The organism is Micavibrio aeruginosavorus (assembly GCF_051245535.1).
GTDB lineage: Bacteria > Pseudomonadota > Alphaproteobacteria > Micavibrionales > Micavibrionaceae > Micavibrio > Micavibrio aeruginosavorus_D.
This window is the reverse complement of record NZ_CP195303.1, coordinates 1,634,029-1,647,481: the sequence shown is the minus strand read 5'-3', so window position 1 is coordinate 1,647,481 and position 13,453 is coordinate 1,634,029. Positions and strand designations below refer to the sequence as shown.

12 protein-coding genes are annotated in these 13,453 nt (G+C 54.6%); 3 read left to right on the top strand and 9 right to left on the bottom strand.

Annotation, left to right across the window (positions count from 1 at the left end; translation table 11 throughout):
• The first annotated feature begins 341 nt into the window (after positions 1 to 341).
• Positions 342 to 629 (top strand): hypothetical protein, encoded by a 288-nt coding sequence (locus tag ACSC94_RS07875; RefSeq protein WP_435640297.1) that lies wholly within the window; start codon positions 342 to 344, stop codon positions 627 to 629.
• 85 nt (positions 630 to 714) lie between these two features.
• Positions 715 to 1,626, top strand: coding sequence for a 50S ribosomal protein L3 N(5)-glutamine methyltransferase (gene prmB, locus ACSC94_RS07870; RefSeq protein WP_435640296.1), 912 nt, complete (start codon positions 715 to 717; stop codon positions 1,624 to 1,626).
• A 3-nt stretch (positions 1,627 to 1,629) separates the two neighbouring features.
• Here prmB and ACSC94_RS07865 read toward each other — a convergent pair whose 3' ends face one another.
• The 7 genes from ACSC94_RS07865 to ACSC94_RS07835 all read right to left on the bottom strand — a co-directional run bounded on the left by ACSC94_RS07865 (position 1,630) and on the right by ACSC94_RS07835 (position 7,787).
• On the bottom strand, positions 1,630 to 3,438 hold the full coding sequence (locus tag ACSC94_RS07865; RefSeq protein WP_435640295.1) for an SLC13 family permease: 1,809 nt from the start codon (positions 3,436 to 3,438) through the stop codon (positions 1,630 to 1,632).
• A 107-nt stretch (positions 3,439 to 3,545) separates the two neighbouring features.
• Positions 3,546 to 3,764: a hypothetical protein gene (locus ACSC94_RS07860; protein WP_435640294.1), complete on the bottom strand. Its 219-nt coding sequence runs from the start codon at positions 3,762 to 3,764 to the stop codon at positions 3,546 to 3,548.
• A gap of 75 nt (positions 3,765 to 3,839) precedes the next feature.
• The gene (gene mntR, locus ACSC94_RS07855) at positions 3,840 to 4,274 is read right to left on the bottom strand and encodes a manganese-binding transcriptional regulator MntR (RefSeq protein ID WP_435640293.1); all 435 of its coding nucleotides are present in this window, start codon (positions 4,272 to 4,274) and stop codon (positions 3,840 to 3,842) included.
• On the bottom strand, positions 4,271 to 5,113 hold the full coding sequence (locus tag ACSC94_RS07850; RefSeq protein WP_435640292.1) for a metal ABC transporter permease: 843 nt from the start codon (positions 5,111 to 5,113) through the stop codon (positions 4,271 to 4,273). The genes mntR and ACSC94_RS07850 overlap by 4 nt, the downstream gene beginning before the upstream one ends.
• Positions 5,114 to 5,116: 3 nt before the next feature.
• Positions 5,117 to 5,974, bottom strand: a complete 858-nt coding sequence (locus ACSC94_RS07845; protein WP_435640291.1) for a metal ABC transporter permease — start codon at positions 5,972 to 5,974, stop codon at positions 5,117 to 5,119.
• Positions 5,971 to 6,840 (bottom strand): ATP-binding cassette domain-containing protein, encoded by an 870-nt coding sequence (locus ACSC94_RS07840; RefSeq protein ID WP_435640290.1) that lies wholly within the window; start codon positions 6,838 to 6,840, stop codon positions 5,971 to 5,973. Before ACSC94_RS07840 ends, ACSC94_RS07845 begins: the two co-directional genes overlap by 4 nt.
• Positions 6,840 to 7,787 carry a metal ABC transporter substrate-binding protein gene (locus ACSC94_RS07835; protein ID WP_435640289.1) on the bottom strand — a complete coding sequence of 316 codons (948 nt, stop codon included), beginning with the start codon at positions 7,785 to 7,787 and terminating at the stop codon, positions 6,840 to 6,842. Before ACSC94_RS07835 ends, ACSC94_RS07840 begins: the two co-directional genes overlap by 1 nt.
• Before the next feature lie 198 nt (positions 7,788 to 7,985).
• On the opposite strand from ACSC94_RS07835, the gene ACSC94_RS07830 reads away from it, so the two are divergent.
• Positions 7,986 to 8,972 carry a hypothetical protein gene (locus tag ACSC94_RS07830; RefSeq protein WP_435640288.1) on the top strand — a complete coding sequence of 329 codons (987 nt, stop codon included), beginning with the start codon at positions 7,986 to 7,988 and terminating at the stop codon, positions 8,970 to 8,972.
• Positions 8,973 to 9,049: 77 nt separating this feature from the next.
• Here the strand turns inward: ACSC94_RS07830 and ACSC94_RS07825 are convergent, their stop codons facing one another.
• Entirely contained in the window at positions 9,050 to 9,628 is a 579-nt protein-coding gene (locus ACSC94_RS07825; protein ID WP_435640287.1) for a hypothetical protein, read from the bottom strand.
• Positions 9,629 to 9,866: 238 nt separating this feature from the next.
• Complete coding sequence (locus tag ACSC94_RS07820) at positions 9,867 to 13,178, bottom strand: transglycosylase domain-containing protein (protein ID WP_435640286.1); 3,312 nt, start codon at positions 13,176 to 13,178, stop codon at positions 9,867 to 9,869.
• Between the last annotated feature and the right edge of the window lie 275 nt (positions 13,179 to 13,453).

Sequence of the window (13,453 nt, the reverse complement as noted above, 5' to 3'; positions counted from 1 at the left end):
TAATATCAACGAGATATAGGAAGTGGGACGGAAGTGGGAACTGGGACGCTAAAGTGCCCTTTTCTGGGACACCTACCAAGGGCGCGATTCCGCGAAGAAACCGCAGAACGCTGCGCCTTACAGCCCCGTTCGGCGTTGGTTGAAATTCTCATCCTATCTGACGGATTTGGGCATCAGTGCCGAAAAAATTCTCAAACCATGTGACGCACGTTCTGCAAACGCCATCCCATTGAATACCACATAAAGCCCCATTTTTATTGGCCTTATGCCATGTAACCCCACGCTGGACCGCCTAATCCCGCCCACCCCTCTAATTCTTATCCTATCTGACGGTTCACAAGGTGCAGAAATATGAGGCGGGATCGGACCGCGTTCCGGTGGAGGGGTTTGTCCGCCTGCGCGCCACGCTGGGCATTTCCATGGATTCCCTGATCGCGGATGAACCGGATTGGGTGCCGGTGGTGCAGAATTTGGGGGCGGACGATGATGCGCGTGGCCCCACGGGAATGCCGGAATCCTATGACCCTTTTGTTCTGGGGCAGTATCTGCAAAAACGGGTGCGCGGGGTAAAGCATCCGGCGGAGGGATATAAAATCGCCCGTGTTGTGGATGTGTTGTGTGCGGGATAATAAAGCGGACGGGTGACAGAGGCAGGCAGGGAATGGTACAAGGGGTGTGGTTTTTAATACCCTTTTCAAACAGGAATCCACAACCGTGCCACAAACATCCTCGACCGCCCTCGATGACCTTCTGACCGTGCGTGATTTTATCCGCTATGGCGTCAGCCGCATGATTGAAGCCGATGTGTCCTTTGGTCACGGCACGACGAATGCGTATGACGAAGCGGTGTTTATGGTGCTGGAAGGGTTGCATTTGCCGGTTGATCAACTGGAACCCTATCTGGATGCGCGGTTGATCGGGGCGGAGCGGGAAAAAATGATCGGGCTGATCAATGCCCGCATCGACACGCGCAAACCGGCATCGTATTTGCTCAATCGTGCCTATATTCAGGGCATTCCATTTTATGTGGATGAGCGCGTGATTGTTCCGCGTTCTTACATCGGTGAAATTCTGTGTGCCGAAGATGGATTTATCGGCATCGCCGATCCGTGGGAAATTACATCCGTGCTGGATCTGTGCACGGGGTCGGGGTGTCTGGCCATTCTGGCGGCGCATTTGTTCCCGAATGCAACAATTGATGCGGTGGATTTGTCCAAGGATGCGTTGGCCGTGGCGGAACGGAATGTGAAGGACCTTGGGCTTGAAGATCGCGTGCATTTGCACCACGGCGATTTGTTTGCGCCGTTAAAGGGTAAAACATACGACCTGATTATCACCAATCCGCCTTATGTCGATTCCGAAGAAATGGCTGCCTTGCCGCCGGAATATCGGGCGGAGCCGTCCATGGCATTGGATGGCGGTGGGGATGGCATGGACATCGTGCGCCGCATTCTGGCCGAAGCCCCGGATTATCTGAGTGATGATGGCGGCCTGCTGTGCGAAATCGGCACGGGGCAATATATCATTGAGGACGAGTATGACAGCTTGCCCTTCCTCTGGCTGGATACAGAAGACAGCCACGGCGAAGTGTTCTGGATCACCCGGGATGAATTGCTGGAAGGTTAAGCGTTACAGCGGCCAGAATTTTGGAATGACGACCATCGATACCGCAAACATGATCAGGTTCATCGGAATTCCGACAACCAGAAAGTCTTTGAATTTATATCCACCGGCACCATAGACGAAGGTGTTGGTCTGGTACCCGATGGGTGTGGCGAAACTGGCGCTGGCCGCGAACATGACCGCGACCAGGAACGGTTTGGGGTCCAGCCCCAGTGATGTGGCCACGCCAATCGCAATCGGCGCCAACAGGGCGGCCACGGCGTTGTTGCTGACAATTTCGGTCAGGACGGACGTCAGAATATAAAACACCGCCAAAATCATCAGCGGTCCGCCCAGCGTTTCGGCCAGTTGCACCACCTGTTCCACCACCAGCGCAGCCGCGCCGGTGCGTTCCATGCCGAGTGATAATCCCAGCATGCCGAAAATCAGGAACAGGATCGACCAGTCAATGGTTTTGTAAATATCACGCGGTTCGATACAGCGGGTCACGGTGACGAAAAACGCACCAATAATTGACAGCGCCGCAATCGGCATGACGTCCAAAGCGGCCAGCCCGACCACGGCGATCAGGGTCAGCACGGCCAGTGGCGCTTTGTTCCGGCGCATCGGTTGTTCTTCCTGCACCGTCAAATTGACTAGGCCGCTATCTTCAAACAACTGCGTCATGCCCTGAATCGGGCCTTCCAGCAACAGGGCGTCGCCCATTTGCAATTGCTGGCGTTTCGGGCCGCCGATGGCGGTGCGGTGTTCGGCCTGATGCACGCCGACGACGTAAACGCCGTAATTGCGGCGGAAGCGCAGGGCGGACACCATTTTTCCGACCAGGGGGGAGTTGTTGCCTACAATCCCTTCGACCACCACGTTTTGCGATGCGCTGACCGGTTCGAAATCGCTGATCGTGCTGGTATCAAATTCGACCGCGCCGGATTCCTTGATGCCCAGAATTTCCCCGGCGTTGGTTTCCATGACGATGCGGTCACCGGCTTTCAGCAACAATTCGTCCAGATGGTCCTTCATGGAATCGCCGTGGCGGATCACGTCCAGAATATGGGTATCCTCGCCCTTGTTCAGCATCGAGCTGGTCAGCTTCTGTCCGATCAGGGCCGAATTATGTGGGACCAGCAACTGGGCGATATATTTTTTACCCGTACCGCCGCCAATCATGCTGGACAGCGATTGCCGCGTGGGCAGCAAATGGCGGCCGATCAACACCATAAACAACGTCCCGGCGGCGGCGAGGATCAGGCCGGGGACAGTAATTTCAAACATGGAAAAACGGGCCGCGCCGCTATTCTCGGCAATCCCGCTGACCAGCAGGTTGGTGGATGTGCCGATCAATGTCGTGGTGCCGCCCAGAATGGCGGCATAGGACAGGGGGATCAAAACTTTGGATGACGCAATATCCATCTTGCGCGCCAGCGCGATCAGAACGGGAGTTAAAACCACAACAACCGGCGTGTTGTTCATAAAGGCCGAGATGACCAGCGCCACAGGCGTGACGGCGAGAATAAGGCCCAATTGTCCCTTGCCCGCAAAGCGATTGATGCTGCGCCCCAGATATTCCACGCACCCCGTGCGTTCCAGCGCGGCGGAAATAATGAACATGGCCCCGATGGTGATGGGGGCCGGGTTGCTGAACACGCTCAACGCGTCTTTGGTGGTCAGGATGCCGGTCAGGATCAGGATGGCCAGTGCGCCGAGCGCGATAATATCGGGCGGCATCCGTTCCAGCAGGAACGCCACAAACACGCCAATGATCAGGCCGTAAATCAGCCAGATGTCCCAGGCGATGCCGAAGAATTCAATGCCACTCATAACCCGATCCCGTCCAAAAATTGTCCGGCCATACTACCAAAGGATGGCCCCACAATTATATAGGTGTCGGGGCAAGGATCTGTATATATCGAGTAATATGTTGATTTTTATGCAAAAACAACCGTAACGCCGCGGCGTTTGAAATACGATTGCATCATTTTGCGGCCCTGACGGTTATTTTGCGGCAGGCGGTTCGGATCAACGGTGACGTTGGCGGCGCCATTGGTTTTCAAAACGGCTTTCAGCGCATCGATGCATTCATCAATGTTTTCGTTATCATTGTCCAAAGATACGTAAACTGCTTCCAGCGCTTGTTCGATCGTCATGGTCCGCTCACCGTCATTGTGCGTGTGGAGTGAGCCTTATGACTAGCACAGGCGGCGGCGGTGGAAAAGGGGGGCTTACCCCTTGAAGCGGCGGAAAATATCCAGCGTTTCGGCGCTGATATGGTGTTCGATGCCCTCGGCATCAAATTCGGCCGTATCCGGCGGCACGCCCAGCCGGATCAGGAAGGCCAGAACGATTTCGTGCCGTTCCTTGCATTTCTGCGCCAATGTCCAGCCCTTGTCGGTCAGGAAGATGGAGCGATAGGGTTCACTGTCGACATAGCCTTCGTCTTTCAGGCGAGAGATGACCTTGCTGGCCGTGGCATGGGACACGCCCAGCCGGGCGGATAAATCACTCAGGCGCGCTTCCTGTTGCGCGCCGATCAGATCGGCGATCAGTTCCACATAATCTTCGGTGGTTTCCGTTTGGTGCGCTTCGCGCACGCGGGAAAACCATTGTGATTGTGTCTGTGGATCGGCCAGAACCAGTTTTTTCTTTTTGGGTGTCATGCGTTTGCCTTTACCGTTGGGCGGCGTGTGGTGGACCACACCAAAGCCCCCAGAAAGAACAGGGATTGAATAACAACAATCAACGGGGCCGTCGCCGCATCGATGTGAAAACTTATAATCGTTCCGGCCAGACAGGAAAAGACGGAAACACCAACAGCCACCATCATCATGCGGTCAAACGACCGTGTCACCAGAAATCCAATCGCCCCCGGCGCAATCAGCATGGCGACAACCAGAATAATCCCCGCCGCTTTCAATGCCGACACGATGGTCAGAGCCAGCAGGGTCAGCAGACCGAAATGCAGGAGTTTAACGGGTAGGCCCAGAACGGCGGCATGAGCGGGGTCAAAGCAATAGAGCATCAGGTCACGGCGTTTCACCACCATAATGACGGTAACAATCGTGGCAATCGTTCCGGCCTCGACCATATCGCGGGTGGAAATACCCAGCACGTTGCCGAACAGGATGTGCAGCAAATGCACGTCAGTTTCGATTTTTGTCAGCAAGATAAGCCCAAGCGCAAACATGCCGGAAAACAAAATGCCCATGACGGCGTCTTCTTTCACCCGGCTGTTGTTCTTTAAATACCCCGTGCCGATGGCGCAGAGCAGACCCGCGGCAAAGGCCCCGATGGCCATGGGAATACCCACGACATAGGCAATGGCAATGCCCGGCAGGACGGCATGCGACACCGCATCCCCCATCAGGGACCAGCCTTTGAGGACCAGAAAACAGGAAAAGACCGAACACACCACACCGATCATGGTGGAGATGATCAAAGCGCGTTGCATAAAATCATGCGACAGCGGTTCGATCAGGAAGGAGTACAGCGTGTCCATGTCCTATACCCCCATTGCGGCGTTGCGCATGGCGCGTTTACGCGGCACCAACCCGTATTTCGGCGAAAACAGGAATGCGCCGAAAAACAGGATTGTTTGCAAACACACAATCAACCCGCCCGGGTTGGCGTTCAGGTAATAGCTGGCATAGGCGCCCATGGCGCTGGTCAGCGTGCCGATGGCCACGGCAATGGCAATCAAGCGGCCAAAACGGTCGGTCAACAGGTACGCCGTCGCCCCCGGTGTGACCACCATGGCGATGACCAGACATGCGCCCACAGTTTGCAACGCGGCCACGGTCGCGGCGCTGAGCAAAGTGAAGAACAGGATTTTCAACGGCATGACATGCAGGCCGATAGATTGGGCGTGTTTTTCATCAAAAAACACCGCCATCAAATCCCGCCATTTTAAGGTGAGTGCAATCAGGCAGATTACGGAAATAATCACCACTTGCATCACGTCGGAATCGGAAATGGCCAGAATATTGCCCAACACGATGGATTGAATATTCACCGCCATCGGGTTGATGGACACCAGCAACAGGCCAACGGCAAAAAACGTGGTGAAGATCAGGCCGATAATGGTGTCTTCGCGCAATTTCGTTTTCTGCCGGACCAGCGCCATGCTGCCCGCGGCCAGAAGCCCCGCAAAAAACGCGCCGACAGCGTAAGGCAAAGCCAGAAGATAGGCCAACGCCACACCGGGCACGATGGAATGCGCCAGCGCATCCCCCATCAGGGACCAGCCCTTGAGCATCAAGTACGATGACAGAAAAGCGCACACACACCCGACCAGCGCGCTGACGCCAATGGCTTTCACCATATACATATAGGTAAAAGGTTCGAGCAGCAGGTCGATCATGATTTATCGCGCCCTGTTTTTACGATTCGCTCGCCGCCCTGTTCCCCGTACAGGACCAGCGGGCGTTCATCATCGGTCAGCACCGTGACACAGCGCGAATCTTCATCATCATGCAGATCGCGCCCGGCCAGTTGCAGGTGGCGCAACATGCCGCCAAACACCTTGGTCAAATTGGCTTCGGTAAAGGTGGTTTCCACCGGGCCATAGGCGACGACCGTGCGATTGATCAAAATGACCTCATCACAGAAACTCGGCACACTGCCCAGATTGTGGGTGGAGACCAAAATCATGCGCCCTTCGGCGGCCAGCGACCGGAACAGTTCGATCAAGGACGCTTCGGTTTGAATATCAACGCCGGTGAAGGGTTCATCCAGCAGGATGATCGACCCGCCCTGGGCCAATGCGCGGGCGACGAAAATACGTTTTTTCTGTCCACCGCTCAGCTCACCAATTTGGCGTTTTTTGTAATCAAACATGCCCACGCGTTTCAGGGCGCTGTCCACCGCATCACGGTCGGGTTGTTTCGGGTTGCGCAGGAAGCCCATATGGCCATATCGGCCCATCATCACCACGTCTTCGACCAGAACGGGGAAGTTCCAGTCCACTTCCTCCGTCTGCGGGACATAGGCGACCATATTCCGGCGCAGGGCCTGCTTCACGCTTTGTCCGGCAATGGTGACCGTGCCCGTGGTGGGGGTGATAAACCCCATCATGGTTTTGAACAAGGTCGATTTTCCCGCCCCGTTCACCCCGACAAGGCCGCAAATCACCCCGGAATGCAGCGTGACATTCACGTCGTGCAGGGCGCTGTGCCCGTTCGGGTATATTACGCCGACATTGTGCAGGTGAATCGTGGCGTCGTTCATTATTTTTTCTCCGCTGTTTTCTTCAGGCCCGTTTGGAACCCTTCGGCAATGGTGTGCGTGGTCACTTTCAGCAGGTCCAGATAGGTCGGCACCGGGCCATCCTGTTCGCTGAGTGAGTCGACATAGAGTACACCGCCATAGGCCGCGCCCGTTTCCGATGCGACCTGCTTCGCCGGGCGGTCGGAAATGGTGCTTTCGCTAAACACGACCGGAATATTTTCTTCACGCACGCGGTCGATGACGGTGCGCACCTGTTGCGGGGTGCCCTGCTGGTCCGCATTGATGGGCCACAGATAGACCTCTTTCATCTTCAGATCGCGGGCGAGGTAGCTGAACGCGCCTTCGCTGGTGACCAGATAACGCTGGTCCTTGGGAATATTCTCCAGCATGGGGATCAAATCGGCTTTAAGGGCGCGGATTTTGTAGGTGTAGGCCGTTGCATTTTTGTTGTAAATGTCGGCATTGGCCGGGTCGACGGCGACAAACGCCTTGCGGATATTATCGACATACAGAATAGCATTTTCCGTCGACATCCATGCGTGCGGGTTTGGTTTTCCGGTGTAGGGGCCTTCGTAAATTGATATGGGTTCAACGCCATCGGACACCACAACGCTGGGCACATCTTTGACATCTTGCAGGAAGCGCTCGAACCAGCGTTCCAGATTCATGCCGTTCCATAAAATAATGTCGGCCCCTTGGGCGCGGATAATATCCTGCGGCGTGGGTTGGTAATCGTGAATTTCGGCACCGGGTTTGGTGATGGATTCAACGATGGCGGCATCGCCCGCCACGTTGCGAGCAATATCGGCGATGACGGTGAAGGTGGTCACGGCCTTGATCTTTTTCTGATCCGCCGCCCATGCATCATGGGGCAACGCCAGCGCCATCAGGGTCAGCGCTAGAGCGACAGGACGGAATGAGAAAATCGGCATAGAGGGTCGTGACATTTGGGGTCGTTCCTTATAAAATTTAGTGCTATGTTCAATTTTTAGCATAGGCTAAACTTATAAGCAAGAACTAAAACCGCCATAAGGGACTTGAAATGAAGTTATCGCATTGTTTTTATTCTTTTTTATTCTTTTTTATTCGCGACCGCCCTGTGTGGTCCTGCGGCGCAGGCCCAGAGTATCAGCGCCGATGTTCTGATGGAATTGCAGAGCGAGAGCGGGGTGGATTCATCGAATGAGGATAATCACCGCACCAATATGTTCTTTCGCACCGAGGTCGCGCCGACCCTGACCCTGAATGATCGATTCTATATCGACGGCACGTTTGTGTTGGAGCCAGTGCGCGATCCGGAGCCGGGCGACGATCTGTTTTTTGAAGATGAAGGGATCTATGCCGAAGAAATCAAACTGAACTTCACCCACGGGCCGTGGCATGTGTTTGCCGGGAAATTTAATCCGGCCTTTGGCTTCGGCTGGGAATGGGGGCGCGGTATCTGGGGTGAAGATTTTGCGGAAGATTACGAAATCACCGAAAAAATTGGTTTTGGCGTGGCTCATGTGTTTGAAACAAAAACGATGGGCACGCATACAGTGACGGGGTCAACGTTTTTTGCCGATACAACCGTTTTGAGCCAGTCCATCATTCGCGGGCGTGGTACGTTTGAAAAAGAGGATGGCGGCGCGTCGAATACAGAGGACTTCTCGTCCTTCGTTGTTGGGCTGGATGGGGACGCTGTCGCCGGGGTTGATGGTCTGTATTACAAACTGGGTTACCGCTTTCTGGGCGAAGGCGACGCTGATCACGCCACGGGCGGGGCGGATGAATCCGGCTGGGTTGGTACGCTGGGGTATCAATTCGGTGTGACGGACCGGGTCGATCTGGATATGTTTGCTGAATATACCGACATCCAGAATTTTGGCGGCGTCGATGACGAAAATCGCGATTATTTAAGTGGTAGTGTTAAGACGATCATTGACGAACGTTGGAACCTGACGCTGGCGCATACCATGCGTGATATTGATGTGACGGGCGCGGATGATGTGGACGATCATCTGACCCAGATTTCAGCCGGATATGATTTTGACAACGGCCTGACGCTGGAGGCCGGGTGGAAGAACACCGAAGAGGACAATGTCGATGACAATATTATCGGTTTTCTGGCGCGGTATCAGTTCGGCCTGTAGAATTTTGTAATTAGAATTTTGTAATCAATAAAAAACCCCGCCCGGCGCAAACCGGACGGGGTTTTTGTATGCAAATCTTACATGCCCGGCAGGGAGAAGCTGTCCGAGTTGATCAGGTCAAACACGGTTTTCTTGCGCTTGCTGTAGGTCGGGCCGCCGCTGTCCAGCACGGTGTCAACAACCGGCTCTTTGCCAGAGCAGGTGTTGAAAATGATCTGGACATTGTAGCTGAAACCTTTGGTTTCTTTCTGCCAGCGGATCGGGTTGTTAAAGGCGTATTTGCCGTTATCGTCCGCATATTGCAGGCTGGAGCCTTGCAGGCATTTCAGAACATCAGCGGTCAGCGTGGATTTCACCAGCGGCATCGCGTTCGGGCCTGTGCCTTCCAATGCGCCACGAATTTCCGAACGGTCCATGTTGCGCAGCTTTTTCGCTTTTACGCCCAGAATGCTCAGCACTTCGGTTTTGGTTACAACTTTGTCGGTGCCGGTTGCTTCTTTGACTTTGTCCATACGAGCCAGAAAATCTTTCTCGTCCTTGAACATGTCGGTGTTCACGCTGTCACCGCCACCCGGTACGCCAACGCCCACAGCGGCGCAACCGCCAGCAACGGCCAATGCGGTACCCAGTGCGGCCGCTTTAATAAATTTCGTCATTACGCTTACGTTCAGTGATGACATGTTCGTCCCCTGTTGAAAGTTTCAATTATGAATAAGGAAGGGGACGTTGCCGCAGTGGCTGGTATTTGTCAAAATACAAATGTTGTGCGATGCGGAAGTGGTGAAAATGGGTGGAAAACCTTCGGAATTTCGCCAAAAAACAAGGCCCCTGACGGTGTTTTTCCGCCTGCGGGCCTTGTCGTGTTTCAGGGTTTTGGGCGCGTCGGGGACCGTCCTATGGGGTCGGAGCCTTCGGTGCGTTTTTCTTCTGATCCAGCGTGGCCGTTTGCGTCGGGGCGGTGACGCCACACGCTTCGTTCAGGAACGGCTTCAGCATGACCAGAATGTTTTTCAACACCTGCGTCGGCCCGGCACTGGTGAATTTATGTTTGGCGGCGTTCGGGCCATCAACATACAACAGGACAGAGCCAAAGAAGCGTTTGCCCGATACCGGATCGTCAATTTCAAAGACGAAGGTGGCGGTGCGGTTCTTGACCTCGGCTGAGGTCATGCCACCACCTGCGGTAAAGAATTTGTCACGGTTATCGCCCGTTCCGGTTTTCCCGCCCACGTTCAACACGCGGCCATCATCCAGAACAACTTTCCCGGCGCGGAAGCCCGTACCGTCACGCACGATCAACTGCATGGTTTCCAGCGCAACGTCGGCGACGTCCTGTGGCATCACGCGCACGGCTTCTTCCGGTTTGCGGACGTAAGCGCGTTCGCGTTCTTCCGTGTCCGGGGCCAGCGTCATTTCAGTGAAGCGGATGCTTGGTTTACGGATACCGCCATTGACGATGATCCCCGAAAATTCGGCCAGCGCCGCCGGCGTATCGCCGGAATCGCCCAGAGCAGACCCCAGCGACGGCGTCATTTTGTCAAAGGAGAACCCGTTTTTGGCCCACATTTTGTGGATATGGGTAAAGGCGGTTTCCTCCAGAATGATGCGCAGGCGCTTGTTCTGGGCTTCCATTTTGTGGGGTTTCAGCAACCATGAATAAATATCCTTCATGATCGTTTCGCCGTCTGCATTCGGCGCAATCGCCGCAGCATAAGCATCTTTCCACGGCAGCGGTTGATCCGTTTTGGTGTTTTCGTGCGCCAACCACAAATCCAACGGGTGAACTTTGGTGATAAACGCCAGATCGTTCAGGTTGAGTTTGTTGCTTTGCGGATCGCGTTTCCACGGTTCGTAAACGAAGCGCGCGGGGTCGTACATGGTGTACATCGCCTGCATCTTCTTCATTGCTTTTTCATCGGCGGATTTGGCGACCATATGTTCGATCACCGCATCGTCGCTGGCGTCCGGATTGTCCTGACGGTATTCGATTTCGTGCAGGCGGCCGGCCATGTCTTCGACGCTGCCCTCCGGGAAGATCATGCGGTACAGGGCCGCAATCTGGTATTGGCCGCGGTTGCTGCGCTTATCGACCAGATCGGTGAAAATTTGGTCGCGGGTTTTATCCCGTTGGGCGTCCCATGCGCGGTACAGGAAGACTTTGCCTTCCTTGTTGATGAACTGCTCCAGATAATGGGCGCGGGCCGGGCTGTCCATATTGGTGTAAATGTCGTCCGGCACGTTCATTTTGTGTTCCATCGTGAAATTCACGATGTCGCGCATAATGCGGACGGACGGCAAGTTGTGCGAGTTCTGCAATGTTTCGCGTACCGTTGGCACGCGGCCATTTTCTTCGCTCTTGAAGTTGTTGAAATGGTGGATGCCACCGCCGGTGAAGAATGTTTCACCTGGGTTCGCGGAATAACGGCGTTCCATGGACGCATCCAGCAACGCGCGCAGGGACAGATTCGGTTCGTCCTTGGTTTTTTCCGCGATCAGGTAATCAATCGCCCAACGGCTCAGATTGTCTTTATACTGGTCCTTGGCTTCTTCCAGCGCGAACACGTCCTTGCCGGACAATTGTTCATGCAGATAGGCCATGCATTCCAGATAGGTCACCAGCGTGCGCAGTTTCGCGGTGGACCCCAGTTGCAGCTTGGACCCTTCGTTCAGGTTCAGCGCCCCTTGGTAGGTATCCGTCTGAACACGCAAATGGTTGGCGTTTTCGCCCGCTTCATACAGGGTGAAGGAATACGTAATGTCTTCCAGCCCTGCTTCTTTCAGCATCGGATAGCCGAGCAATCCTGCGGCGCGGACATTTTCAACGTCTTTCAGGCCTTGCAGGAATTTGGTCACGGCTTCGGAGGCGTCTTTGTTCACGCTGGTGACGGCAGACACATCGGTGCGGTCCAGCCCGTACAAGCCTGTTTTCCCGCCGAGAGCTTGCAGCATTTCAATCCGCAGGGACATTTCCGTCTTGTTATGCGGAACGGTCATTTTGCGTTTGATGTCTTCGGATTTGCTGAATTCCAGTTTGGCGTTCAGTGCGGCATCACGCATCCGTTCGGAAATGATGCCTTCGCGCGCCAGCAAGGGCAGCAAATTATCAACGCGGGCATTCAATTCATCCCGGCCACGGGTGCGCAGCAGGTAATCGGATGGCTTCTTGATCGACAAAGCCAGATAGAAACCTTCGCGGAAGGCTTGTCCCGCTTCGGCCATTTCGGCGTCATCCATCGTGGATTCATCTTTGGTCAGAAGGCGGTTCAGTTCCGCGAAATTGCGGCCAAACCACAATTCCATGCCGTCGCCAATGCCTTCAACATCGCCCTGTCCCGGATAGGAGGACAGCGGGATGGAGTTAATGTAGTCGAGCGCGATGGCCTTGCGAACTTCGGTGGTGTTGACGCCATCTTTATAGGCACGCGCGGTCGCGCTGGCCATTTGTTGCAATTTGTCGATCGGGCTGTCGGTGCGGCCGCCGTCGGAATATTTATATTTTTCCTTCTGCACGGCGGCGGTGGACCCGCCCGGATATTCGCTGGCAACACCCATTTTCTTCAGAACCTGATGGAACGAAGCCTTCGCAAAGCGGTCCCATTCAACGGCGGGGTTTTGCTTGTCCGGGTGATCGGCCAGCAATTCGGCGTTTTCAACGAACAGCAGCGCGTTCAGCAATTGTTTTGGTACATCGTCGAATGTTTTGTAAACATTACGCGGGAACCGGGCCTGATACATCGTGTCACCGGTATAATCGGTGATGGTGACACCGGCCTGTTGCTTCTCGTCTTCCAGCAGGTTGAGTTGGAGACCTTTAATATTCCGGTCATACCATGGTGCGATGGATGCGCGCTCCCACTTGCCCTTGGCGGTCAATTTTTGATCATAGGCGGCGAAGTGGCTGTAACCACGACGCTCATCGAACGGGCCCTTGGCCGGCGGAAAGATCAGCGGGTCGGTGATTTTGGTGGTGTGGCGCTTGCCCGTGGCAATTTCGTTGAAATATTTGGATTGCAGGTTGCTTTCATTGACCTCATAGAGGCCGAACAAGCCGACAGGTGTGCCGACAATGGCGGTCCCGGCAACGGTTCCGATCATCCATTTGCGGAACGCTGATTTCTTTTTCGGTGATGGTGGCGGCGCGGTGTGACCTTCGTTTGTCGCGGTGTCGTTGGTCAGGTTGTCGTTGTTGTTATGATCTACGCTCAATTTTTGACTGCCCGCAGTTTATGTCCTGCGGCGCCTCCCTGTGGTTCGCATTCATGTACGATTGGAGGGCAAATTACACCGCCGTCAGGTCAATATGCAAATAAATTGCAAAAGGGCGAAAATGTGGCAGTGCGGCATGATTGTTATGGCCACTAAACCGCTTGGTTTATTCATACTCTTATCCGTGCTCTCTTCCGTCCTTGATATGTTCAAAAGGGCAGAATCGCAGTATAAAACGGGCATCATAAAACCATGAACAATCATGCCGTTAGGGC